20 protein-coding genes are annotated in these 26,178 nt (G+C 51.5%); 5 read left to right on the top strand and 15 right to left on the bottom strand.

The window, feature by feature from the left end; genetic code table 11:
- Positions 1-44 precede the first annotated feature (44 nt).
- The 8 genes from glgB to KSO86_RS06700 form a co-directional block, all read right to left on the bottom strand.
- Positions 45-2,228: a 1,4-alpha-glucan branching protein GlgB gene (glgB, locus tag KSO86_RS06665; protein WP_216379201.1), complete on the bottom strand. Its 2,184-nt coding sequence runs from the start codon at positions 2,226-2,228 to the stop codon at positions 45-47.
- Between the two features lie 38 nt (positions 2,229-2,266).
- On the bottom strand, positions 2,267-3,664 hold the full coding sequence (locus tag KSO86_RS06670) for a hypothetical protein (protein WP_216379202.1): 1,398 nt from the start codon (positions 3,662-3,664) through the stop codon (positions 2,267-2,269).
- The gene (gene treS, locus KSO86_RS06675) at positions 3,661-5,355 is read right to left on the bottom strand and encodes a maltose alpha-D-glucosyltransferase (protein ID WP_253280604.1); all 1,695 of its coding nucleotides are present in this window, start codon (positions 5,353-5,355) and stop codon (positions 3,661-3,663) included. The genes KSO86_RS06670 and treS overlap by 4 nt, the downstream gene beginning before the upstream one ends.
- Entirely contained in the window at positions 5,352-7,433 is a 2,082-nt protein-coding gene (locus tag KSO86_RS06680) for an alpha-1,4-glucan--maltose-1-phosphate maltosyltransferase (RefSeq protein WP_216431960.1), read from the bottom strand. Before KSO86_RS06680 ends, treS begins: the two co-directional genes overlap by 4 nt.
- 190 nt (positions 7,434-7,623) lie before the next feature.
- Positions 7,624-9,990: a glycogen/starch/alpha-glucan phosphorylase gene (locus KSO86_RS06685; RefSeq protein ID WP_216431962.1), complete on the bottom strand. Its 2,367-nt coding sequence runs from the start codon at positions 9,988-9,990 to the stop codon at positions 7,624-7,626.
- A 167-nt stretch (positions 9,991-10,157) separates the two neighbouring features.
- Complete coding sequence (gene trpS, locus KSO86_RS06690; RefSeq protein WP_216379205.1) at positions 10,158-11,264, bottom strand: tryptophan--tRNA ligase; 1,107 nt, start codon at positions 11,262-11,264, stop codon at positions 10,158-10,160.
- A gap of 161 nt (positions 11,265-11,425) precedes the next feature.
- The gene (locus KSO86_RS06695; RefSeq protein ID WP_253280605.1) at positions 11,426-12,148 is read right to left on the bottom strand and encodes an ABC transporter ATP-binding protein; all 723 of its coding nucleotides are present in this window, start codon (positions 12,146-12,148) and stop codon (positions 11,426-11,428) included.
- Between the two features lie 10 nt (positions 12,149-12,158).
- Positions 12,159-13,529, bottom strand: coding sequence for an FtsX-like permease family protein (locus tag KSO86_RS06700; RefSeq protein ID WP_216379207.1), 1,371 nt, complete (start codon positions 13,527-13,529; stop codon positions 12,159-12,161).
- Positions 13,530-13,873: 344 nt separating this feature from the next.
- Between KSO86_RS06700 and KSO86_RS06705 the strand changes: the two genes are divergently transcribed.
- Positions 13,874-14,083, top strand: a complete 210-nt coding sequence (locus tag KSO86_RS06705) for a hypothetical protein (protein WP_216379208.1) — start codon at positions 13,874-13,876, stop codon at positions 14,081-14,083.
- Positions 14,084-14,116: 33 nt separating this feature from the next.
- Here KSO86_RS06705 and KSO86_RS06710 read toward each other — a convergent pair whose 3' ends face one another.
- Positions 14,117-14,776, bottom strand: a complete 660-nt coding sequence (locus KSO86_RS06710) for a response regulator transcription factor (protein WP_216379209.1) — start codon at positions 14,774-14,776, stop codon at positions 14,117-14,119.
- Positions 14,769-15,914 (bottom strand): sensor histidine kinase, encoded by a 1,146-nt coding sequence (locus tag KSO86_RS06715; protein ID WP_216379210.1) that lies wholly within the window; start codon positions 15,912-15,914, stop codon positions 14,769-14,771. Before KSO86_RS06715 ends, KSO86_RS06710 begins: the two co-directional genes overlap by 8 nt.
- 264 nt (positions 15,915-16,178) lie before the next feature.
- On the opposite strand from KSO86_RS06715, the gene KSO86_RS06720 reads away from it, so the two are divergent.
- Entirely contained in the window at positions 16,179-16,418 is a 240-nt protein-coding gene (locus KSO86_RS06720; RefSeq protein WP_216379211.1) for a hypothetical protein, read from the top strand.
- Between the two features lie 10 nt (positions 16,419-16,428).
- Positions 16,429-16,755 carry a hypothetical protein gene (locus KSO86_RS06725; RefSeq protein ID WP_216379212.1) on the top strand — a complete coding sequence of 109 codons (327 nt, stop codon included), beginning with the start codon at positions 16,429-16,431 and terminating at the stop codon, positions 16,753-16,755.
- A 206-nt stretch (positions 16,756-16,961) separates the two neighbouring features.
- Here the strand turns inward: KSO86_RS06725 and KSO86_RS06730 are convergent, their stop codons facing one another.
- From KSO86_RS06730 to glgX, 3 genes are all read right to left on the bottom strand, one after another.
- On the bottom strand, positions 16,962-17,144 hold the full coding sequence (locus KSO86_RS06730) for a hypothetical protein (protein ID WP_216379213.1): 183 nt from the start codon (positions 17,142-17,144) through the stop codon (positions 16,962-16,964).
- Between the two features lie 41 nt (positions 17,145-17,185).
- Entirely contained in the window at positions 17,186-18,394 is a 1,209-nt protein-coding gene (locus tag KSO86_RS06735; RefSeq protein WP_216379214.1) for an MFS transporter, read from the bottom strand.
- Positions 18,395-18,457: 63 nt separating this feature from the next.
- Positions 18,458-20,641, bottom strand: a complete 2,184-nt coding sequence (glgX, locus tag KSO86_RS06740; protein WP_366493554.1) for a glycogen debranching protein GlgX — start codon at positions 20,639-20,641, stop codon at positions 18,458-18,460.
- Positions 20,642-20,699: 58 nt separating this feature from the next.
- On the opposite strand from glgX, the gene nudC reads away from it, so the two are divergent.
- Both nudC and KSO86_RS06750 read left to right on the top strand, forming a co-directional pair.
- Positions 20,700-21,578: an NAD(+) diphosphatase gene (nudC, locus tag KSO86_RS06745; protein WP_216379215.1), complete on the top strand. Its 879-nt coding sequence runs from the start codon at positions 20,700-20,702 to the stop codon at positions 21,576-21,578.
- Positions 21,579-21,665: 87 nt separating this feature from the next.
- Positions 21,666-23,672: an ATP-dependent helicase gene (locus KSO86_RS06750; RefSeq protein WP_216379216.1), complete on the top strand. Its 2,007-nt coding sequence runs from the start codon at positions 21,666-21,668 to the stop codon at positions 23,670-23,672.
- On the opposite strand, the gene KSO86_RS06755 is transcribed toward KSO86_RS06750, so the two are convergent.
- Positions 23,643-24,614: a hypothetical protein gene (locus tag KSO86_RS06755; RefSeq protein WP_216379217.1), complete on the bottom strand. Its 972-nt coding sequence runs from the start codon at positions 24,612-24,614 to the stop codon at positions 23,643-23,645. The genes KSO86_RS06750 and KSO86_RS06755 overlap by 30 nt on opposite strands.
- Positions 24,615-24,691: 77 nt before the next feature.
- Positions 24,692-26,059, bottom strand: a complete 1,368-nt coding sequence (locus KSO86_RS06760) for a zinc-dependent metalloprotease (protein WP_216379218.1) — start codon at positions 26,057-26,059, stop codon at positions 24,692-24,694.
- Positions 26,060-26,178 lie beyond the last annotated feature (119 nt).

Genomic DNA, 26,178 nt, shown 5'->3' on the forward strand with positions numbered 1-26,178 from the left:
CTCAGGTTCTTAATGAACCTGAGCCCCTCAACTGATCTAGTATGTTACTTCTTCGGTGTCAGATAGACGACGCCGAGCGGTGGCAACTGGACTAGTGCGGACTGTGCCCGGCCGTTCCACGGCACGTCTTCGGTGTGGACTGCGCCCATGTTCCCAACGCCAGAACCGCCGTATTCGAGGGCGTCAGTGTTGACGATCTCTTCCCATTCACCAGCTTCTGGTAAGCCGATTCGGTAGTCCATGTGTGGTGTACCGGCGAAGTTGATCGCGGCAACAACGACGTCGTCGTCAATTGAGGACTTACGGATGAATGTTAGGACGTTATTGTCGCCGTCGGATCCATCAATCCATTCGAAACCACGCTGAGTGAAATCGTCCGACCACAAGGCTGGATGCTCTTTGTAGACCTGGTTCAACCGAGCTAAGCAGGACATAACACCGTCATGATTTGGATTGTCAATCAACCACCAATCAAGACCCTTGCCTTCGTTCCATTCCGAGATCTGAGCAAACTCTTGACCCATGAACAAAAGCTGCTTGCCTGGATGCGCCCACTGATAACCGAACAGCAATCGTACACCAGCTAGCTTTTGCCAAGCGTCGCCAGGCATCTTCTCGTATAGAGAGCCTTTTCCGTGAACGACTTCGTCGTGCGAGATAGGCAATGCGAACTGCTCAGAGAATGCGTACACCAAGGAGAAGGTGATTTCGCCATGGTGCCAGCGCCGGTTGATTGGCTCTTCTTGCATGTAGCGCAGGGTGTCATTCATCCAGCCCATATTCCACTTTAGGCCGTATCCGAGTCCGCCTTCGGTGGTCATCCGGGTGACGCCTTCCCATGAGGTGGATTCCTCTGCGATCATCATGATGCCTGGATGGTTTCGGTAGGCGGTAGCATTCGTTTCTTGAATGAACGAAATTGCTTCGAGGTTTTCTCGGCCACCGTACTGGTTCGGCTCCCATTGTCCAGCTTGACGTGAGTAGTCAAGGTAGAGCATAGATGCAACGGCGTCAACGCGGATACCGTCGATATGGAACTCTTCGAGCCAGTAAAGCGCATTGGCTACCAGGAAGTTCTTCACTTCGTTACGTCCAAAGTTGAACACATATGTGCCCCAGTCTGGATGTTCGCCACGTAACGGGTTTGGATCTTCAAACAGTGGAGTGCCATCGAATCGGGCCAGCGCCCAATCGTCCTTCGGGAAGTGGGCAGGCACCCAGTCCATGATGACGCCGATGCCAGCCTTATGTAGTTCGTTGATGAGATAACGGAGCTCATCAGGGCTTCCAAAGCGAGCGGTTGGGGAGTAGTAGCCAGTAACCTGGTATCCCCACGATGGACCGAACGGATGCTCTGCCAGCGGCATGAACTCAACGTGAGTGAAGCCCAAGTACTTGACGTGGCCGATCAACTGTTCTGCTAGGTCTTTGAAATCGAGACCCATCCGCCACGAGCCGAGGTGTACTTCGTAAATGGAAATTGGACCCGTGTGTGGATCGATTTCGCCACGTTTAGTGACCCATTCGTCGTCGTTCCAATCAAAATGGGTATCCGTAATGATGGATGCGGTTGACGGTGGAACCTCGGTACGGCGCGCAAAAGGATCGGCCTTCTGATGCCAGGAGCCGTCCGAATATTGGATTTCAAACTTGTAGCGGGCGCCTTCTTTGGCACCCGGGACGAATAGTTCCCACACGCCCGATGCGCCCATCGTGCGCATGGCAGAGACGGTCCCGTTCCACGCATTGAAATCGCCGACGACGCGCACAGCTTTCGCATTCGGAGCCCATACTGCAAAGGCAGTTCCAGAAACTGGGCCCATCAAAGTCTCGTAGGTTCGTAGATGCGCACCCATGACTTCCCAGAGGCGCTCATGGCGTCCCTCGTTAAAGAGGTAGATGTCCATTTCACCAACAGTTGGCAAGAAACGATATCCATCGTCGCCGATAGAATCGAAGTCTCCATAGCGGGCACGAATGCGATAGTCGCGAATATCTTTTCCAGGCAATACCGCAACCCATACACCGTTGTATTCGTGGGTAGCCGGATATTCGTCATTCGGAGTAATAACAGTAACTTCGTCTGCTAGTTGCCGAATGACGCGCACTGTCACGTTATTGCCGTCCGAATGCGGTCCGAGAATATCGTGTGGTGCGTGATAGTAGCCGTTGGAGATGGCATCGAGGATATCGGTGCCAACATGAATTGGTTCTAATTGTGCGTTCATAAATCTATTTTCCCATGTTTTTGTGTGATGTACATCTATTAATCGGTATGTTTTGAAAAGAAAAGTGCAGTTTTTACTCCGGCGAGAGGAATATCGATCCAATGTGGGCGTGAAATTGCTTCGTAGCTGACTTCATAGAGAGCTTTGTCTAAAATGAGTGCATTCAGAAGACGCATAGCGGTAGCATCTAAAACTCCGTAGCCATCCAGAAACGCGGTGCGAGCTTCGTGCGCCCACACGTCACATTGGTGTTTATCAGCACCGGATTTGGCAGCCGACCCAGCAGCATAATGGAACGATCGAATCATGCCGGCAACATCGCGTAACGCCAGATCAGGTTCCGTCCGCTGCGCCAAGGGGCGTAATGGTTCGCCTTCGAAATCCAATGCCACCCAGCCGCGGTGTGGAACATCGAGGACTTGACCCAGGTGATAGTCTCCGTGGATGCGTTGTCCGAGTGGCCAATCGATGTGGGCGACGTCGTCGTAAACGGCAAAAATATCGGCTTGCGTATTACTGAGTTGCGGGGCGTCGCGTAACGCTTGGGATGCGCGTTCTTTCCATGTTTCGACGACGGACTCAGGCGAAATCTTCCGCGTTCCGAAACGTTGGGCTAACTGTTGGTGAATCTCGCGAGTCATGGCTCCGAGTGCGGTGATTCGTTCTCGCTGCGGGGGAGACATGACCGGTCCATGCGTGTTTAATTCGTCGGTGAAAACTTGCCAAGCATCTACTGAGCCGGCAAGGAATTCTTGGGCGACGAACAGATCAGCGTAATCTACGCCCGGCCACGATCCAATAACTGAACCATATTGGCGTGGCACGCTGGAAACACCCCGAGCATCGAGGGCTTGCTGTAGTTCAACATCTGGGTTGTGTCCCGCATTGACCACACGGAATAGCTTGCATATCAAGCCGACGGGATCTCCGGAGAGACCGGAATCGTAGCGGTAAATAATCGACGTATTTGACTGCTCGGATGTGAGTTTGTGTGCACTAACTGGGTGTGGCAATTGAGTGCAATCGCGGGCCGGGGTGAGACGGAGTGTTAGGTTTTCGCCAGCATTGTCCACGGTGAATGCCGGGTCAGAAGTGTTCGCCGTCGTCCCACCGAGCAACGCGTAGAGATCGGATTGTCCATGGGGGTGGTCAGTAGCATCGAATATCGTCACTGCCGTGAAATCGCTGTTACCTCCATCGATTATCCCGATGAGTCCGGCGCCTTCTTGGGCTCCAATTTGATAGGTCAACGGCACGCTAAAAACAAGGCCGTCGATATCGAGCACGTGGATAATGGTTTGGGAATCGTCGGCAGTTGACGGTAAGGCACAGCTTGCCAGTGCAGTAATCTGTTCGGCTTGCGAGCCGCGGAACCAGCGTGCCCCGCCGATCCACGGCTTTAGCTCAGCAATAACATGAGAGAAATCGATTATCATTGCGGATCCCTTGTTAACTCGAGCCAGAAAAAGTCACGAGAACCGAGCGTCATATGGTAGTCGCCACCCTCGCCAATAGCAGGGAACTGCGCCCCGCCAAACACGTCTCGCACCGCATAACCAGCAAACTCGGAAACCGTGACCTTTGCGGCGCGGGCAGTGTTAGCCAAGTTCATCACGCACAAGATTGCTTGATCGTCATTCACACGGGTGAAAGCTAGGACGGATTCGTCGTCGGCATCGCGCAACTCAAACGAGCCATTGCCTAAGACCGGATATTGCGAACGTACCCGCAACATTCCGTGCATCCAATGCAACAGCGAGGAGGACTGCGCCAGCTGGGATTCCACATTGGTGCTTTGATAGTGGTAGGCAAGTGATTGTACGAGCGGTAAATACAGTTGACCCGGGTCAGCATCGGAAAAACCGGCATTGCGATCGGGCGTCCACTGCATTGGGGTGCGGACGGAATCGCGGTCAGGGAGCCAAATGTTGTCTCCCATGCCGATTTCATCGCCGTAGTAGAGGCAAGGTGAGCCGGGCAGCGAGAGCAGCAACGCGTTCGCTAACTCCAATTCGGCTCGGGAGTTACCCAGCAACGGAGCCAATCGGCGTCGAATACCAACATTCGCGCGCATACGCGGGTCTTCGGCATACCAGCCATACATTTTTGCGCGCTCTTCGGTGGAGACCATCTCCAAGGTCAGCTCGTCGTGGTTGCGCAAGAACGTTCCCCATTGCCCGCCGGCTGGAATATCCGGGGTAGCTTTGAGGATTTCGCGAATAGCGGTGGCGCGCTGGTCGCGTAACGCATAGTAGATTCGCGGCATGACGGGGAAGTGGAAGCACATGTGGCATTCCGGATTCTCATCGGTGCCGTAGTATTCGACTACGTCCTCCGGCCACTGGTTGGCTTCAGCAATGAAGATTCGCCCCGGGTAGGCCTCATCGATTTCCCGCCGCAGCCGCGCAATGAATTCGTGTGTCCGCGGTAGGTTTTCGCAGTTCGTTCCTTCTTCTTCGAAAAGATACGGAATAGCATCTAGGCGGAATCCGTCGACGCCGATCTCGCACCAGAACTTAACGACGTCGATAATGGCGTCCTGTACAGCCGGGTTTTCAAAATTAAGATCTGGCTGATGGGAGAAGAACCGGTGCCAGAAGTATTGCCGGCGAACCGGATCGAACGTCCAGTTTGAGGCTTCGGTGTCGATAAAAATAATGCGCGCATCGGCGTAGTCCTCATCGGTGTCTCGCCACACATAAAAATCGCCGTAGGGGCCGTCCGGGTTTGCCCGCGAGCTTTGGAACCACGGGTGCTGATCGGATGTGTGGTTGGCGACGACGTCGATCACGATCCGAATACCGCGTTCGTGTGCTTGTTCGACGAGCTCGGCGAAATCCTCCATCGAGCCATATTCAGAATTAACCGCAGTATAGTTCGAAATATCGTATCCGCCGTCGCGCATCGGGGACGGATAGAACGGTGGAATCCACAGTGCGTCAACGCCGAGCCATTGCAGGTAATCGAGGTGATCGATCAGACCACGAAAATCACCGGTTCCGGTGCCGTGTGTATCGCCGAAGGCGCGCAACAACACCTCGTAAAAGACGGCGGTGCGGAACCAGTTGGGATCAGGCACGATGCCCGGTCGGTCGAGCGGTGGCACATTGATAGCGGATTTGGTCAAGGTAACACCTTCACAGATAGAATATGGGCAACTTGACCGTGCGGATCAAGACGTACGTATGGAGCTTCGTTCCACAGATAGGTTTCGCCGTTCATTTCGTCAGTAACCTCGAGGATTGGTCCGTTATCCCATCGCGGCGAAATATCAAACGGGGAGAGGTCAAGATACACATTAGCATCCCGGGATGCGTACGGATCGAGATTGACGACGACGATAACCGCATCCAGTGTGCCATCCGGAGTTTCCTCGGGGCGGGCAATCTTAGTGAACGACACGATCTTGTCATTCGAGGTGGCATTAATTGTGACATTGCGTAACCGCTGCAAAGCTGTATGCTTGTTGCGAATCGAATTGAGTAGTTTCAGCAATGTGGACATGCCGTTATGTTCAGCAACCGCATAGTTGCGGGGCTTGTACTCGTATTTCTCGTTGTCGATCTGTTCTTCGGCATCTGGGCGCGCAATATTCTCCACGAGCTCGTATCCGTTGTAGATTCCCCACGTTGGCGAACCGGTGGCCGCCAGAATCGCGCGGATTGCAAACGCTGGGATTCCACCGCGTTGCATATACGGGGTGAGAATATCGTGGGTTGTGGGCCAGAAAGCTGGGCGCAGACGATGTGCTGACTCGTGCGAGATTTCCCAGAGGTATTCCTCAATTTCTTGGCGTTCATTACGCCACGCGAAATACGTATAGGACTGATGGAATCCGACTGTGCCAAGGGTTTGCATCATCGGCGGGTTGGTGAAGGCTTCTGCTAGGAAAATAATGTCCGGATGGTTTTGGCGGAATTCGCCAAGGAGCCGCTGCCAGAATGCCACCGGCTTGGTATGCGGATTGTCGACTCGGAAGATAGTAACTCCGTGGCTAACCCACAGTTCAAGGATGCGCTTGATCTCTTGGTAGATACCTTCTGGATCATTATCAAAGTTTAATGGATAGATATCTTGATACTTCTTCGGCGGGTTTTCGGCGTAAGCAATCGTCCCATCAGCGCGGGTGGTAAACCACTCAGGATGTTCAGTTACCCACGGATGATCCGGGGAACACTGCAAGGCTACGTCCATGGCAACTTCCATGCCCAGCTTATGAGCTTTTGCTACGAAAGCATCAAAATCCTCGAAGGTGCCGAGCGTCGGATCGATGGCATCGTGACCGCCGTCAGCTGACCCAATGGCATACGGTGAACCCGGATCGCCTGGTTGTGCAGTAAGTGAGTTATTGCGGCCTTTGCGATTCGACGTTCCGATTGGATGAATCGGGGTTAGGTAGACGACGTCGAAGCCCATCCCGGCGATACGATCCAGATCAGTGGCCGCGGTGCGCAAGGTACCCGATGTCCATTTGCCGGTTGCCGGATCCTTTTTAGCACCGATAGAGCGTGGAAAGATCTCATACCATGATCCGACAAGTGCGCGCTGCCGATCTACGAAGAGCGGATATTCTTTCGAGCGAGACACCAGTTCTTTAACTGGATATTTAGCTAGTGCTTCTTGAACTTCAGGCGCTCGGGCAGCAGCTAGCTTGATTTCGGGCAGTGCACGTTTCTTGGAGATGACCGTCAGAGCTTCGCGTACGGCAGCGCGTTCGGCAGACCGTACCGGAGCGGCCTTAACTGCCTTCTTGAACAAGAGTTCTGCTTCGGCGAATACGAGTGGAATATCGATTCCAGCTGGCACTTTGATTTCTGCATTATGCAACCACGTAGCATACGGATCAGACCATGCTTCAACGTAAAAGCGATGAGCACCAGGCGCACGTGGTGTTAGCCAGCCCTCGTAACGGAACAGGCCAGGGGAGACGTCACGCATCGGAGATTCTTGAAGAACATGCCCATTAGCGTCAACTAAGACGACTGCGGCTGCGAACTTATCGTGTCCTTCCCGGAAAACAGTGGCTTGTACCGGGAACGACTCGTTAACAGTCGCCTTCACTGGAGCTGTTCCATCGAGCAACTGAGGAGTTACCTCAACGATAGGGATGCGGCTAATAGCCGGGATTGGCGTTTGCTTAGGAGCGCGTACTCGCTGCTGAGAAGTCTTGCGAGCTGGTCTGGTTTTACGTTGCGAAGTAGTCACAACACCTAGTCTAATCTAGTTACCTACGTCTCAAAAATTATTAGACGTTTTGGTGCCTGGTTGATATTTAAATTCTTTTGATGAGGGCGAGGTGTTCTCTCCCCAGCTCTGGTTTTTACATAAAAATGCTGGTGGGATTGGCTGTGCCAATCCCACCAGCATTGGTTTAAGCGCTGATCAGATCAACTAATCAGATCGTGTGTGGCGTAATCTTCCACACTTCGCGGGCGTAATCGCCGATGGTGCGGTCCGAAGAGAACCGGCCCGATTCAACGATATTCTTCCACGTCATCTTGGCCCAGTGGCGACGATCTCGGTAATCAGCAGCCATCCGGTCACGAGTCTCGCGGTAAGAAGCGAAATCACCGAGTACGTAGTAGATGTCAGCTGGCTCCCAGCTTGGCTCGTAGAGCGAGTTGAGCAGATCATGGAACATTCCGGTTCCGCCGTCGTCGAGCGTGCCGTCAACAAACGCATCCAGTACCCGCTTCAAACCAGGGGTTTGCTCTGCGGTGGCGCGTGGGTTGTAGTTCGCGCGAAGCTCCGGAAGCTCTTCTTCCTTAGCACCGAAAATGTAGGCATTTTCTTCGCCTACGGAGTCAAGGATCTCAACGTTTGCGCCGTCGAGAGTACCGAGCGTCAACGCACCGTTCATCATGAACTTCATATTTGATGTTCCAGATGCTTCCTTACCGGCAGTAGAAATCTGCTCGGAAACATCAGCGGCTGGAATAATGTGCTCTGCTGGCGAAACATTGTAGTTTTCCACGAACAGAACCTGAATCTTGCCGTCCATGTCTGGGTCATTGTTAATCAATCGGCCGATTTCATTAATGAGCTTAATGATTGCCTTAGCGCGCACGTAGCCAGGAGCTGCCTTCGCGCCGAAGATAAACAGGCGTGGGGCAACGTCAAGAGTCGGATCGTCCTTCAACCGGAAGTAGAGATCCAAGATGTACAGTGCGTTCATCAACTGACGCTTGTACTCGTGTAGGCGCTTGATCTGAACGTCGAAGATAGCATCTGGATTAACGCTGACGCCTTGACGGTTCTTGATCCACGCTGCGAAATCAGCCTTATTAGCTGCCTTGATGTCATTAACGCGATCCAAGATGGCGTCGTCGTCACCAAAGTGTTCCAGCTTCTTGAGCTCATCAAGATTGCGTACCCAAGCATCTGAACCGAGCAGTTCAGTCAGGAGTGATGCTAGACGTGGGTTGCACTGGTTGAGCCAACGGCGTGGGGTAACACCGTTGGTCTTGTTGTTGAACCGTTCTGGCCAGATGTCGTGCCAGTCGTGGAGCGTGTCCTTCTTGATAATCTCGGTGTGCAGCGCGGCAACACCGTTGATGGAGTATGCGGCGTAGCAGGCGATCCAAGCCATGTGAACACGATTGCCCTGGATTGGTGCCATGTATTCGATCTTGCCCGGGTGATACCCGCCGGCAGCGAGTTCCTCGCGGAACCGGCGATCGATTTCGCGCACGATTTCGCTGATACGTGGGAAGAGACGATCGAAGATTGTCATTTCCCAGGTTTCGAGGGCTTCTGCCAACACGGTGTGGTTGGTGTAGCCGAAGGTGTGGGAGACAATATCCCATGCCTTTTCCCAAGAGTATCCATGCTCGTCGAGCAGTAGGCGCATGAGCTCTGGAATTGCGAGAACTGGGTGGGTGTCATTGAGCTGGATGCAGTTGAATTCGTGGAAGTCATCCAGGGTGTCGTGATGTGCTAGATGGTTGTCGACGATTGCCTGCAATGATGCCGAGCAGAAGAAGTACTGCTGGCGAACACGCAAGACCTTGCCTTCGTAAGTGGAGTCATTCGGGTAAAGAACACGGCAAATATCGTGGACGCGCTCGCGCTCAACGATAGCGTCGGTGAAGCGCTGGGAGTTGAAGGCGTCGTAGTCGAATTCCTTGGTTGGCTCAGCCTTCCACATGCGCAAGGTGTTGACGTTCTTGGTGCCGTAGCCGGTGATCGGCATGTCGTAAGGAATTGCGCGAACATCGAGATCAGCGTACTTGACGATGCGCTGTTCTTCTTCACGGCGAATAACGAAGGGGTAGCCTTCTTCCATCCATGCGTCTGGCTCTTCTTCTTGGAAGCCATCATTGAACAGCTGGCGGAAAAGGCCGTAGCGGTAAAGGATGCCGTAGCCGCGCACTGGCAGATCCATCGTTGCACACGAATCAAGGAAGCATGCTGCTAGGCGGCCAAGACCACCGTTTCCGAGTGCGGCATCGTGTTCCTCTTCGAGAACGTCGGAAAGGTTCTGCCCGAAAGCGTTGAGAGCTTCGGTGGCTTCATCGACCATTCCGAGGTTGGTGAGGTTGTTCAGGAGCGCACGGCCCATGAGGAACTCAGCGGAGAAATAGTGCTGCATACGGGTAGCGTTGTATGTTTCTTCGGTGCGCTGCCAGTTGTCTGCGATACGGTCGACGACGGCGTTAGACGTAGCCGACCAGTATTCCATCGGAGTTCCGGAATGCTCGTTGCGACCGGACACGGCACGCATCTGCATGCCGATTGCTGAAGTAGTATCAGGACGGGTCATGTTTTCCCTTTCAGGACTGTTGCGGGCAGTTAGCCCGATTCCTTACATCGTAATCGTAGCGTAGATGTAACGTTGCGAAAATTTTTTCACGTAGGACTTTTATTCTTTGCAGTGGTTTCGGTACTAGTTAACCACAGCTATAGTTCAAAAGTCCTACGCGTAGGTGGTTAGTAGGTCATGCCAAGTGCGTTGTGGACGTCGTCGAGAGTCTCTTGTGCCTGCTCGCGCGCACGCTCAATGCCACGCATCAGCACGCTACGCAAATACTCAGGATCTTGCTCTAGTTCAGCGCGTCGCGCACGAATAGGAGCGAGGTGCTCATTGAGTGCTTCGGTTACGACCTTCTTCAAGGTGCCGCCACCGCCGTCGCCAATCTCTTCGGCGATAACTTCTGGGGCGCGCCCGGTACACATCGAAGCAATAAGCAACAAGTTAGAAACTTCGGGGCGATTAACTGGATCGTAGGTGATATGCCGATCTGAATCGGTTACTGCGCGTTTGAGCTTCTTAGCCGTCTCATCGGCACTCATTCGCAACTCGATCGTGTTGCCGCGCGACTTCGACATCTTTTCACCATCTAAACCAAGCACATGTGCGGCATCGGACAAGAGTGCGTGCGGGCGCGGGAAGATTCGCTTTGCCTTCTTACCCTTGTTGTAACGCTTTTCGAAACGATCAGCAATCACGCGGGCCTGCTCCAAATGCGGAAGTTGATCTTTACCAACCGGAACCAAGTTAGCCTTGCAGAATAAAATATCGGCAGCCTGATGAACCGGGTAGGTCAGCAGTAGGCCAGACATTGGCCGGCCGTTCGTTGCCTCATACTCGGCTTTAACTGTAGGGTTGCGGCGCAGTTCGGCGTCGGAAACAACCGACAGGAATGGCAAAACAAGTTCGTTGAGTTCGGGGACTTGAGAGTGTGCGAAGAATACGGTTTCTTCGGGATCCATGCCCACCGCGAGATAATCGGTCAGGAGGGACATGGTGCGCTCGCGGATCGAATCGGCCTCATCGCGATCCGTAATCACCTGATAATCAGCAATCAGTAACCAAGTATCGACGCCGCGTTGCTGCAGTTTACGCCAGTTTTGCAGGGTGCCGAAATAGTGGCCGATATGCAGGTGCCCAGTTGGCCGCGCGCCGGTCAGCACCCGGAACTTCGAGGGATCTTCGTCAATAGCTAGGTTGATTTTCTCGCTCATCTGGCGGGTAGCTTCGAGTGAAGCATCCGACGTTGCCGTCTCCAGGGCGAGTTGCGCATTATTTTCACTCATGCCATCTAGTCTAGCGTGCCGTGCCACGACTTTTTGTTTCACATAGTTGTGAAGCGTGACGTTTCACGGAGATCTGGCGAAGGTTCTTACGACGGCGGACAGGTAAGAGTTATCTAAAGTCAAAAACGACGTGGTTTTCCTAGTGGCAACTTTTGGGCAGATCAGTCAGTTGAACCCATGAGTGAAAATAGTTGTTCGGCGGTGGGGCTTAGTATATCGCTATGGATGATACCATCGCGTAAAACTATGGCTCTGTCTGCTCTAGCGGCAGCTGCAAGGTCATGGGTAACCATGATTACAGTGGTCCCAGTTTTATGTAACTGGGCGAGTTGATCGAGAAGTAGGCGCGTTGAGGCTGAATCGAGTGCTCCCGAGGGCTCATCTGCAAAAAGAATTTTTGGTCGTACCGCGAGAGACCGGACAATTGCAACTCGCTGTCGTTGACCTCCGGAGAGTTGTGCTGGATAAGAATCTAACTTATCCGAAAGACCGAAGCGGTCGAATAGTTTTTTGATAGCTTTTGCGGAGAGTCGTTTTTTATTGAAACGAAGGCCAAGTTTGACGTTTTCAAGCGCTGTCATCGAGTCAATCAGATTGTAATCTTGAAATATGAAGCTTGCGTTCTTACGACGTATCGCGCTTCTTTCCTTTCTGGAGACGGACACTACATCGCTGCCGCATAGTTTTGCTATCCCGGAATCTGCTTGTTCTAGTCCAGACATGCAGTAAAGAAAGGTAGTTTTGCCAGACCCTGACGGGCCAACAATAGACACAAACTCTCCTGCTTGAGCCTGGAACGATAAGTTTTTCAGCACGTGTACTGGTTCATTCTTGTTTAGTGGGAAACTCTTCGATAGAGCTTCTACGTGGACTATGGGTTGCATCTTAAACCTCTTATCGGACAATAGCTTGCATATTTAGTGAGCGAGATTGAATCAGAGTTGAGATTTCGGTAAAAAGTGTTATCAGTAAAAATCCAGCGGTTAAAAGAATGTATGTTTCAAGAGGTATGCCACTCGATTGCGTATCTGGAACTGGCCCAGCCGAGAGCGCCAAACCCATAGCTAGACTGTTGATAAAAAGGATCACTGTGCTGATTAAGGATGCGACCAGTAGATAAATAAGGGATTCTAGAAATGCTGCGAATGTGATGGTCGAAGGCTTGCAACCGAGAACCTGTAGTAGTGCAATGTCGTGCACTCGAGAACGGTTTGTTAAGTAGACAGCTAATACTCCGCTTGCCGCTGCCAGAATAACTGGTGTGCTGAAAATTAATAGAATCTGGGAACTAGGGCTGACTTGAAGGCTCTCCTCGGAGGCTCCAATTGCGGACATTACGTTACGTGTTTGGGCGATCATGCCAAATACTAGGCCGACTGATGTTGCTGCCAAAACTAGCGGAGTGATGAACGCTGTAGAGCGGAATGCTCGGCGCTTCGCAGAGGTTAACGCAATCATCCAGCTATCAAAAATATTAAATGGGCGGAATAGTCCAATGAATGTGATCGTGGACTTAACTATCGCTTTGCTTGTTATGCCAAACGCGAGTAATAGCCCAAGTCCGATTCCCCAGTAAGCGCTGATCAAACCGCTAAGAATCTCAGAGCTGGTGGTGATAGGTACCTTTGATATTGCTATATAAGATGCGATCATTCCTCCCGTCACGAGGAAAGAGAAAAGATAGCGCACCCACTGGCGTTCAGTTGGATTCGCAAGAGGGCCATTTACTGCGATAACAGGATCGAGTTTGAGTAGAGAGCGAGTCGTTAAAACTAACGGAAGAATGACGGTGAGAAGTGATGTAATCGGTGCGAACACGATTGCCCATATGCTTTGATGTATGTAACCTGAATCAGCTGGGAGAAGTCCAGTTTTCTGAATCAGAACTATGTAGAAATCCCATAGTGACATTGCGAGTACAGTGCCAAGCACACAGCCGATAATAGCCGCAAGGCAGGCTAAAGTAACGTACCGTAATCGTGCTGCAGATGGAGAAGCGCCAATGACTTGCCATAGCGCAATTCTTCTCGAATCTTCCTCGACCGCTAGCCGGATAATAGTTGGAACGCAGAAAAGTATTGCCATAATAGTCAACGCCATCTGGAAGCCTCCAAGAACGGAGAATTGCTCTGCAGCTAGGCCAGTTGGTAACTGTGCGCCTGCGATAGTCGTGCTCAGGGACAGCGTGATGAGGCAACAAGAAATGGAGGAAATGCTGAGGGTTGCTACGAACATTGGAATGAAATCGCGAATCTCTTTCAGCATATTGCCCGGCCTCGTTGTAAAGTTTATGGTTGTCACATAGTGTGCATTTACGTCAATTATTCAGTATATGAAACGATATAATGGGACTCAACCTTCATTTTCCCCCATTGAGATAACTTCCGACCAATACAGTCAGTTTTCTCAGTAAAGTAGGTGGGAATCTGCGTGGGGTTCATCCCTATTTTTGGTGGAATACATGGGTAGCCCTCGTGTACATCTTTTGTGGTGCGAGTGCTTGCTTGTGCATGGATGTGTCTCATAGCTAGTTGGGTTATTATCTGGTTCTATGAGAATATTGCTTTTCTATCGGTCTTCGATAAAATATTCCTATAAGTGTCAGTGATGTGAAGATCGAGAAGGACTCTCAGCGAATGAAAACTTTCCTTGCTTTCGTCATGTTTTTCTCAGGTTTAGCCGCTTTTGTTTTTTCTGTGCTTTATATATTTGACGTCATTGAAACAGGCTTGCCTGGCTATCTATCGTTGCTCGTTTTTTGCGTTGCTTATCTTGTTGATTTCAAAAGAAAAGCGAAATTTGGGGCTTCTAGCGTCTAGTCAGAGGTATAGCTATCTTGACGGTTTGCGCTACTAGTATCCGGCTTTGAGTGCGGTGATGGTGAGTTCGCCGCGGTTATTAAAACCGGTGAGGGTGAATAGTTCGCTGATATAGGAGCGGGTGGTTGCTTCGCTGAGGTTGAGTGTTTTGGCGATTGTTTTGTTGGGTTTTGCTTTGATAACGAGATCGAAGACTACTCTGAGATAGTGCGGGAGGTTTTCGATTGTGGCGATGAATTCTTGGTAGTCTTCCCGGGTTGCTTGGGTTTCAATATAGGTTTGGGTTAGCAGGTGGATGGGACGCGGGCTGAGCACATTCATACCTGCATGTGCTTGCTTGAGTAGTGTGGCTAGTTGTGGGGCTGGGATATCTTTTGTGAGAAATCCGCGCACGTTTGCTGCTAGCGATTGTGCGAGAGAGTTTTCGTGTTCGAACGCGGTGAGTATGACGACGGTGATGTGTGGGTAGTCGTTAGCTAAGATTTTCGCTGTTTCAATTCCGTCGAGGGTGGGCATATCAACGTCAATGAGGGCGATATCGGGTTGCGTGTGTGCAATTGTCGCAAGTGCTTCAGTTCCGTTCGATGCGGTTGCGACGACGGCGATACCCTCTTGGTGGTCGAGTAGATTTGCTAGTCCTTCACGGATTATTTCGTCGTCGTCCGCGATCAGGAGGCGAAGAGTGTCACTCATAATGATTTCCTTGGGTTAGGGGGAGGGTGGCGATGATAACCCATTCGTTATCGTGGCGGAAGAAGGATAGGTTTCCGCCACTGGTGTGAATGTGTTGTTGGAGATTTGCTAGTCCATAACCCCCGGTGAGGTGGGTAGGGATATTCTGTTCGGCGATGTCGTTGCGCATGGTTAGGCTGATAGTGTTTGAGCTTAGTTCGATGATGAGGTCGACGATAGTGTTAGGCGGTGCGTATTTGAGTGCGTTGGTGGCAGCTTCACGGACAAATAGTGAAGTAAGGTTGATGGTTTGATGGTCTAGTTTGGCATCAAGGTGAGATTCGCTATCGATATTGAGTGTGATCGAACGAGTGGTGAGCATGGTAGCGGACATGGTGATCGCTTCGTCGAGGCTTTGCTGTTGTGCATGCGAGTCAAGGTTGAGGATTATCGGGCGGATCCGGTGTGCGGCGTTTTGTGCCATGTGGGATAGGGGATCAAGCTCGTGGGCTAGATGCGGATGGTTCAGGCTAATGTTTTGTACAGTGATAGCGATCTGTGCTAAATCTTTCGCGATCGTGTCGTGAAGTTCGGCAGCGAGATTTGCGCGGATAGTCGCACTTGCTTGACGAGCTTCCTCTAGGTTTTGTGCAGAGAGCTTTACCCGGTTTACTAGGAAGCAGAGGGCTGTGCCAATAGATGTTATCGATACAAACATCACGATTTCACGAAAGAATTGGGGGCGTAGGGGCTCGCTGAAATCTAGGAACATACATCCGGTTAATGCAAGCGTGATGAGCGCTGGAATCCACCGCTTGCGGATCATCCAAGTAATACAAATCAGATAAACACCCAAGGCAGGTAAGGCTAGGTGTGATGTGGCTGGCCAAAAAGATGACGCGAGGAAAATGAGTATGTAAAGGATTTGTGCCGAATATTTCCACGCGCTCACTGTAAGGGTAATTCCAAAAACGACAATGATCCACAACTGTGGCTGGTCAAGCCGAAGAACTGCTGGGTTCAATCCGATTTCTGCCAACACACTAAGCGTAGCCAGGAGTAAATAAATCGGTGTATGTATTGCGCGTAGTGGCGTTGAAACTGATGTGGAATTCTCTGTTATTTGCCCAATGCTATAAAAAGATTTACGTGTTTGCACTCTTACACTATGGCATATCCGGATATAAAAGCATGCTACAGGTACCTCTGTAGCAGCGTCATGATTATGATGAATTCTTGGTAGCTCACGTTAGTTAAAGGTAACACTGATCGTCGCTAGGACAGTTTTGTCATTCAATACCCTGACGAATATCGGTGTCATAGATATCCGGTAACATGCTTTATTTAAATCAGTAGCCTATTTTGGTTGCTTCGTTCACAAAATTGGTTGAACGCCCTAGTATGTATGTGAAAGGATAAACACATGAGTCGTCTGCATTTGTTTGATGTGAAGTATTGGAAGTATTCGCTCTTTGCGATGCCGATCATGATCCCGCTGGCCTTATGGGCTAGTTGGGATGTGGTAACTGCACCTCAATCAACTGCGCTAAAAGTGGCTGTAGGTGTTGGTCTTGCTTTGCTGACATATGTTTCTGGCGTGATTTTATTCTGGTGGAACGCGTTAGCACAGAATCATTGGCGCAAAACTAAGCGTAAAAAATAAGGAGAGCACGTTGCCGAATCTATTGCGCAGTATAGGCCCCGAAATTATGTGGGCAGGGGTACTTATCTCCGTGTCATCGAACGTTACGCGGACTGGGTGGAGCGACCCGGTTGTTATTGCAGAAATCATCGGGTTAGTGCTTGTCCTTGGATGGATAATCAAGGAAAGACTGAAAGAACAAAAACGAGAGCTACTCTATTCTTTACTTTATGTGACCGGAACTGTTGGCGTAGTTGCCATTCAGAACTCGTCATGGACGCGGCTTGCTGTACTCCTCATCATGGGTATGTATATTTTCGCTAAACGTAGTCGTCAAGACGCGCTAGTGAGCGATTAGGCGTGAGCCGCTTGCTCGAAGGTGAACTCTGCTAGTTTGGGCGGGCGAAATCTCGGTATTCAGCACGGTAGCGCGATATAGAGTGCCACCGTTACGCTGGGCGAGATTTTGTGCGCGATTTCCCGGATTCTGACCTAGTAGTACTGTGATTGGGAATAGGGCGAGGCTTGGCTTGTTTACCGAATATTTTCACTGCTTAGCTGTTCTCATCCGTGGTGGGGACTTTGACAGGCAAGTTCGCGCAGTGCCTGTTCGTAATTGTCGGCAAACTGGTGAGTTAGTTGAGCGATCACATCGTCTGCAACAGTCTCTTCCTGATTATCTATACTGACCGCGTTTTCTACGTCATCGAAACGCATCACAATATACTGAGGCCGATTGTTTTTCATGATGACTACTCTTCCGGGCTTGTGCTACTGGCTGGGAGAATTTACGACGACGGGGTTGTTGGTGTGTGCCATGTGCTCCATGGCAGGATAGTGCTTGCTATCAGTAAACCACAAGCACCGATGAAGATTCCGGTGGGGATTCCACAGAACTGGCCGATGATGCCGCCGGCGATTGTGAGTAAGGGGCCGGAGATTCTCGAGCACAGGCTGAATACGGTAGTGACTCGCGCGATGAGGTGATCGTCAGTTTCGGTTAACCGCACGGTAGCGTATGCGGGACGGAAGAGAGCTGCGAGAAACATGAGGAAGAAATTCGCACACAAGTAGATGGCGAAGCCTACTGTTGTTCCAGGAAGGAAAGGAATGACGAAGATAGGAAGCGAACGTAGCATTCCGATATAGGTGAGAACACGCCGCTGTCCTAATGTGTTGGTTATTCGTCCGGCAAAGGTTGAGCCGAGTATCCCGCCAAAGCCGGGAACAGTAAGAGCTATACCAAATTCAATAGGTGATAGTTTCCAAGAATCTAGCAAGAGCAAGATCTCCAACGGGTAGATGAATGCAAGGAACCCAGCAAATAACGTGGCATTTCCTAAAAGCGTGAGCAGTATAGGCTTTGATGCGATATAACGAAAACCTTCACTGAGTTGCTGTTTATAAGGCGCATTTGAATGAGCCGGAGGTTTCCCTTCCGGGGTAGTAATCTTGCTCAGTCCAAAAGCTGATCCCAGCAGGCCTATGACTTGCGATAATAGGGTAATGCCAACGCCCAGAAGCTGAGTGATGAACCCGCCGATCATTGGTCCGAACGTGGTGAAGATCCAGATAGTTGATTCGAATTTGCTAAAGGCAGATACGCGCTGTTCAGCAGGAATAAGATCTTTGAGATGTGCCATTGAAGCCGGCAAGAAAAGACTTGAGAGCGTTGAGAGCACAACTGCCACAAATAGTAGATGAACGTAAGAAAACGATTGGAAAACGAGCATGATAGGAATGGTTGCGAGGATGCCTGCACGCAAAATATCAATCCATATCATGAGTGGCCGTTTGGCTCTGAATTCAAGCCACGGTCCAGCAGCGATCATGACGAACGCGCTAATAAAGCCAGGGATTGCGGAAAGTAGCGAAAGCTCAAGCGAAGACACTGAAAGAAGCGTTACCGCTGCCAATGACAGTGCACCAGTTGCAAGTGCTTCTCCAGCATCAGACGAGGCACGGGCGAACCACAGCTTATTAAAATCTGGATGCATCGCGTGCGCTCCTCTTGCTGGCGATATTGTTAAATTTGTCGAAGGGCCGTTCTATTCATTGGTTCAGTTGTTTTCTAGTATTTCGCCTAGCAGTACTGCAACTGAGAACGGAGCGAGGGTGAGATGCCCACCGGGTGCAATATGCTCCGTGTGGTCGCGCGGGCGTTCCCATTGGCTGGCCCACATCAACTCAAAATCAGTACCGCGTCCCCACGGAAGCGTGACCTGCTGAGCCTGCGCCTGGCCGTTAATAATCACCAACGCATCGCGGCCCATTCCGCGCCCCGAGCGCAACATTTGCACCAACCGGGCTTGGGGATCAAACCATGTGTAGTCCTGCATCTGGTTGCCAGAAGCATCCAGCCATTCCATGTCACGTAGTGCGTCGCCCTCACGTGGACTGCCGGTAAAGAACTGGGTTGGGCGGAACACTGCATGTTCCCGACGTAGCTGCAGCAAGAACGACGTCGTTGCCAACATATTCGCCTCATCCTCACCAAGATCCCAATTCAGCCACGATAACGGCGAATTTTGGCAGTACGCATTATTGTTACCATGCTGAGTTTTTAAGATTTCGTCCCCAGCAGTGAGCATCGGGGTGCCAGCAGCCAAAACTAAGCAGGCCATTAAATTGCGTGCTGATTTACGTCGCATCGCGGAAATATTCTCAGGCGCGGTACCTTCCACACCATGATTCCAGGACAAATTATTATCTGAACCGTCACGGTTATCCTCGAGGTTCGCATCGTTGTGTTTATGCGAATAGGAGGTGAGATCGTTGAGTGAAAAACCGTCATGTGCCGTCACAAAGTTAACCGACGCATGAACTCCGCGCCCACCAGGAATCCGACCGTGGCCGAATAAATCAGCAGAACCTGCCATACGAGTGGCTAAATCGCGCAGATCGCTACCGTGTCCGCCGTGCATGATCGCCGCCGGTTCACTGAGCCAAAATGAGCGTAACGTATCGCGGAATCGGTCGTTCCAATCCGCTGTCGGCACCGGGAACTGGCCGGTACGCCAACCGCCATAGCCCACATCCCACGGTTCGTTAATTAGCTTGACGGTACTGAGTACCGGATCGGTTGCCATCGCGATATACAACGGATGGTTCGGGTTGAAACTATCACCCTCACGGCCCAGCGTCACCGCCAAATCAAAACGGAAACCATCAACGCCGATCACCTCAACCCAGTAGCGCAATGAATCTAACGTCATCCGGATAACCGCAGAACGCCGGAAATCGAAGGAATTGCCACACCCAGTGGTGTCTTTTAATGCTCCTGGATTAGCGGAATCATGGCGATAGTACAGTGACGAATCAAGTCCTCGCCACGAAACCGTGACGCCATCTGCGCCGGCTTCACACGAATGGTTGTAGACGACGTCGAGCAACACCTCGATACCAGCCGCATGTAACGCGGCCACCATATTCTTAACCTCGTCAAGAACTGCTTGCCCGCCAGCCTGCTGGCTACTTTCGGTGGCGTAACTCGGCTCCGGCGCAAAAAATCCGAGCGTATTGTAGCCCCAATAGTTTTCCAAACCTTTGCGAGTTAAGAACGGTTCGCTCATTTTGGCATGGATAGGCAACAGTTCGATTGCGGTGATACCCAACGACGTCAGATAGTCAATTGTGACGGGATGGCCAAGCCCAGCATAGGTGCCACGTAGTTCATCGGGCAGGCCAGGCAACGTTTTCGTTAATCCCACCACGTGAGCTTCATAAATAACCGTCTCATCCCACGGAATCTGTGGGCGAGTAGTCGAAGCCGGAGTATCTGGCAGGATAACCCCGAGTGGGCCGTATGTGCCCGAGTCGCGTTCGTCGCGCTCAGTAGGGTGGGGTGTGCCGTCGTCGGCAACAACATGTCCGTACAAGGCAGGGTGTAACTGCGGGGATCGTCCCACTGCGCGGGCATATGGATCAAGCAGTAACTTAGCCGGATTATAAACGTGGCCGGCTGGCGGATCCCAGCGTCCGTCGGCGCGGATGCCATAGAGCTGACCGACGTGGATACCCTCAACGTAACCAGACCATACGCCGTACATGCCACGATGCAACGCAACACAGTATTCGGTAGCCGATTCGGGGTCCACAAAGCACGCCCAGACGGACGAAGCATGTGGTGCTTCAACAGCAATATCGACACCGTCATCAACCACATGAGCGCCTAGTCGAGGTGGAGTTTGTCGGGCTGGCTGCGCAAATGGAGCGTTGCGGTATGGCATATCAGTAATAGTCACGCCTTATATTGTGGCAAATTTGCGGGGTTTTTGGGGATTAACGGGGTAGGCTTGAGATGTGGATGAACTAACACGAGCCTATGATCCGTTGAAAGAACGTTGGTATAGCAGGGATTTATGGATGTCGGTAGGTGACGAAATTGATCCAACTCGCGCTGTTGTTGCGAGAGTGTGCGACGGCAAAATTGCGTTGCGAACGGGTCACGTAGCATGGTTTCCGGTTGCCGACGTCGTTCCTCACTGGTGCTATTTGGCATCTGATGCGGACCACGATTATTTTGCGATCGACGACGACGGACTCGATGGGTGCAGTGATCAAGTAAGTGAATCAGTGTCTTATGTGGATATCCGTCAGCTGGTGAGTGATCTGCCTACGGACGAGATGACGCTGGTGTGGGGCGCGCTAGCGTTAACGGCTTGGCATCGGCGGACACGATTTTGCGAGGCGTGTGGCGAGCCCTTGACGGCAGTGGATTGGGGCCGCAAACGGGTGTGCTCGAACAACCATATTGTGTTCCCGCGTACCGATCCGGCTGTTATTATGGGCGTTCTTGATCCGGCGGATCGGTTGCTGGTGGCGCGTAATGCGCGCTGGCCGCAGGGGCGGATTTCTGTTCTCGCAGGTTTCGTAGAAGCGGGAGAATCGCTCGAAGAAGCCGTGCGACGTGAGGTTCGCGAAGAGGTTGGGATCGACGTCGACGATGTGCGTTACGTAGGGTCGCAACCGTGGCCGTTCCCGCGTTCGCTTATGATGGCGTTTTATGGCTGGACGCAAGAGAGGACGCCCCGCCCGGACGCGGAAGAAATAGCAGAAGCGTTTTTTGTTGATAGAGATGAGTTGCGTGAACGCGTGTCCAGTGGGGAATTAACCTTACCGGCAGCTGCGTCAGTTGGACGTGCGCTCATCGAGCACTGGCTGGGTGGAGAATTGGCGTAATCCACAGACAGACGGTGTATCGGGTTTTATGTCGGAGCATACCGTTAGAATCAAAGTCAGTGGATGGTAGATAAAAGGAGAGAGCCAGTGCAGGTTGAACAGTTGCTTGATGCGTTAGATCCTGATCAACGCGAGGTGGCTCGGCATGTGCATGGGCCGATGGCGGTGTTGGCTGGTGCTGGGACAGGTAAAACGCGCGCTATAACGCATCGAATTGCTTATGGTGTTCACAGTGGTGCCTATGATCCGCGCAATATCCTTGCGGTTACGTTCACTACCAAGGCCGCGTCAGAAATGCGCACTCGGTTGCGTGATTTAGGGGTGCGTCCGGTTAACGCTCGAACTTTTCACTCGGCGGCGTTATCGCAGCTGAGATATTTTTGGCCCCAAGCAATCGGAGGCCATGTTCCAGAGATCAAAGAATCGAAACTGGCACTGGTATCGGGAGCTGCCGCATCGCTGGGATTTGATACTAATAAGCCGGCGATTAGAGATTTTGCGGCCGAAATTGAGTGGTCGAAAGTAACACTGTGCCCACCAGAAGAATACGTGGTGCGAGCCGGTGAAGAAGAACGTGACTATATTGCAGGAACAACTTACACCGATATCGCTCACCTGATCTCGCGCTATGAAGAAGCAAAAGCGGAGCGGGGCGTTATTGATTTTGAAGATGTTATTTTGTTACTGATCGGCATCATGAGTGATGAGCCCGAGATAGCGTCGATTATTCGGCACCAGTATCAGCATTTTGTGGTGGACGAGTTTCAGGACGTTTCGCCGATGCAATATCGATTGCTGCAGTTGTGGTTAGGAGACCGCAAAGACCTGTGTGTGGTGGGCGATGTAGCCCAGACTATTTACTCGTTTGCGGGTGCACAATCAACATATCTTGCGGAATTTTCACGGCATTTCCCACAAGCAAATATCGTGACACTGAACCGTGACTATCGGTCGACGCCGCAAATAGTTGAGGCGGCTAATACGGTTATTAGTCACGGGCAGATAGATGGGGCAGTACATTTGACGTCCATGTTGCCATCGGGAAGGCCGGTGAGTTTTTCGATATACCAAGACGATGCCGAAGAAGCCTCAGAAATCGCCGGGAAGATTTTATCTTTGGCTGCCAGCGGTATGAAGTATTCAGATATTGCCATCCTTTATCGAACCAACGCCCAGTCTGCAGTATTTGAAACAGCGTTGAACGAAGCAGGTATCCCGGTGTCGATTAAAGACGCCGAACGTTTCTTCCAGCGTAAAGACGTCAAAGAAGCAATGGTTACCTTGCGCTCAGTGGCCCGGTTGCCGCAGCACAAGGGTCTAGAAGACACCGTGGTTGATGCGCTCAAACAAGTAGGCTGGCGGCCTGAACCACCCGTTGGTCGTGGTGCAATTCGGGAACGCTGGGATGCTCTCAATACGCTGCGTGAGCTTGCTGCTGCGATGGAAGAGAAAAGAGATGCATCGATCAGCGAATTTTTAGCTGAAATGACCGAACGTGCTGAGCTTATGAACGAACCGACATCGAACTCAGTGACGTTGGCATCGTTGCACGCCTCTAAAGGCCTGGAATGGAAAGCCGTGTTCTTAGTGGGCATGAGTGAAGGCCTGATGCCTATTTCGCTTGCGAAAGGATCGGCCGGAATCGAAGAAGAACGCCGATTGCTCTATGTCGGGATTACTCGTGCGAAAGAAGAACTAGCGATTTCCTATGCGCGTACTAATAGCGGGCGTGCAGATCGCAAGCGTTCGCGGTTCTTGGACGATATCTGGCCGCAAGAACAATCACGTGCAACTCAGGCTCGGAAAAAGTCGGCAGAGCTGGCCCGCGAATTTGAGACGAAGCACGCTCAAGATATGGGGCTGTATGAGGAGCTTGTACAGTGGCGTTCTCGAGTGGCCGAAGAATCTCAACGTAAGCCGTATCTGATCTTCCATGATTCAGTGTTGCGGGATATTGCTATCGCTAAGCCGCGTAACTTGGCGGAACTGGGACGCGTCAAAGGCGTTGGCGCTATGAAGCTATCCTATTTCGGTGAAGCAGTTCTTGAGATCGTCAACCGCACCTCACTCGGTTCCGGTGTCGGACGCCGTTAGCTCCGCCTGACATCCACAATCAGGATGGGGAAGAACCTGATAGGTGAGTGGTAATCGGGGCTGTGGTCCAATACGTATGAGCGCATTAAATAGGGATGGCTTTTGCTGATCAACGAGGGCAAGAATCTCTCGGGCAACGTATGCGCCAGCTAGCTCCATAGAAGAAATATCGGCCAATACTTCACTGCGTCCAAACACTTGCATCGCAAGGCGCTGCCATGCGTCGTCCGCATCTACGTGGTGTAGATAAACGCATGACGAACAAGCCGAAATATGCGGAATAGTTGTTGGCCCAACAACCAGATCTACTTCCTCGGTGCACACATGAACAATAGGAGTACCAGCAGTAAGCCAGCCGGCAGTAGTGGCAGGGTTGATCACGTACGGGTGAGAAATCACCACGGCGGTAGGCTGAGACGATGCCAGCGATTGATGATTCTGATTATGGAACACATTATCCCACGCAAGATAGCGCGGCAAGCCAGTAAATCTTGTGGCTAATCGGGGATGATCAAGGTGAGCAACAGCAGATGAATCCCGGCAGGTGATATGGCCAATACCGGCGTCGGCAATAATGAGAGCTGCCACCATACTCACGTAGTCACCGCGAACAAAAACGATATGAGCATCGCAGCGGCGATCAGGCACGCTACCATGCAACCGGACGCCGGATGTGGCATCGGGAATAGTCATATCTGACGTGGTTAAAACATGCGCCTTAGTGAGCATAGAAATTATTTCTTTAACCCGAGCAGACGCTAGATTCAGTCGTTTGACGCGACTAGCCAGTTCAAAATCAGATTGTGGAACTGATAATGAATCAACGAAAGTACGCTCATTTTTGGTCAGTCCGGACAGGATAATACCGGTACGCGGGTCTAACCCGATCTGCAACTGGTCAGTTTCTCGCCACACAACGGGCAGTCCCGGAATGATCTGCATGGTGCCTCCTTAACGTTGGCACCAGCATAAAAGGAAGAACTACCGGCTAAGAAAAGTAGTCCACAGGGGTGGAAAACTTAGTCCTCGTGCTGCTGAGATGAGGTATCATCACCGCCATCGGCGTCATCAAACAACTCCGCTAGGAATGAATCTAGCTCGTCTTCGATAGCCGCCGATTCGGCAGAGAAAAAACCATCCGGGTTATGTAGGTCATCTGCAGAAGGTAATAAATCCGGATGCGACCACAACTGATCGCGTCCTTGGTCTCCGCGCTCAGCAGTCGCCCGCTCCCAAAAAGCAACAGCGGCACGCAAATCACGCGGTGCTAGTTCAACACCAAGCTGAGAACCCCACACTGCCTTCGCTGGATGTGACGTAGCATTTCGGCGCGCAAACATTTCTCGCAAAGCAGCTGCACTCGGAATATAAGCCAGTACTGCCCGGGCAGAAACTGCAGACACCCAACCGTCGATGAGTGACAAAAGATGTTCAAGTCGTGCCAATGCGTCCTTTTGTGATTCGGACTGCTCGAGGGAGAAAACGCCACTGAAATCCAGTTCCTGCATTGCCTCGGGATTAGCAAAATCTAGGGAACGAGCCTGTTCTTCAATTGAGGACATATCGATTTCGATGCCGCGCGCGTATTCGCCAACCGTGTCAATAATACGTGGACGAAGCCAAGGTATTGAGGTAAAGAGTCGAGCTGCAGCTGCTTCGCGTACTGCAATGTACATGCGAACGTCGTCGTCGGAAATCTCAAGATCACTAGCAAAATCGGCAATATTTGAGCTCACCAGAGCAGCCGAGGAGCCTTCTAGCAACGGTAGACCAATATCAGCCGTACCAAACGAGGAGACTGCCAGCTGTGCTAACGCCGTGCCGTATTGCATCCCAAGAAATGAGGACACCATATTGGTCAATAAATTACTTGGATCGCCCATCATTCCAGCCATTTCCGGAGGAAGCTGCTGCAGTTGTTGGCGCATAACGTCGCCAAAAGCACGGTTAATATTCGTCCCTAGCGGATCTAGTAGCTTGCGGAATGTAGGCAGAGAATGAGCCACCCAGTCCAGTCGTGTCCAAGCCAGGTTCGGGCCCGTCGTCGGATCAATATCGGTGACCGCATCAAGCCACAATGACGCAACCGACAGCGCAGAACGAATTTTGTCTCCGTCTGCCGCCGTCAGATTATCCATATGTGAGCGAATAATCGTATCGCGAGCAACTTCTTCAGCAATTTTCCAATTAACCGGGCCTTCACCAGACGAACCGAGCATAGCTTTGAGCTGGGAAGTAACAGCGTGCATCTGATCTGGACTGACCATCATGCCCATAGCAGACGGGTCAATTCCAGAATCTTTCATAGAGCGTATGACCTCATCGGCAGCATCGCCCATGATTGCCCGCAACATTTCTTCCCATTGTTCATTATCATGCTCGGCCATATTGTCTCCTTTAATATTCCTGCCTATAGCCTAACTGGCAATACGATATCCGTACAAGATAATGGTTGTGGTGCGCGTTGGGCGAACGAATAAAAGTTTGATGTCGTTCTTCTCGTTAT

The organism is Arcanobacterium phocae, from assembly GCF_018913465.1.
GTDB classification, from domain to species: domain Bacteria; phylum Actinomycetota; class Actinomycetes; order Actinomycetales; family Actinomycetaceae; genus Arcanobacterium; species Arcanobacterium phocae_A.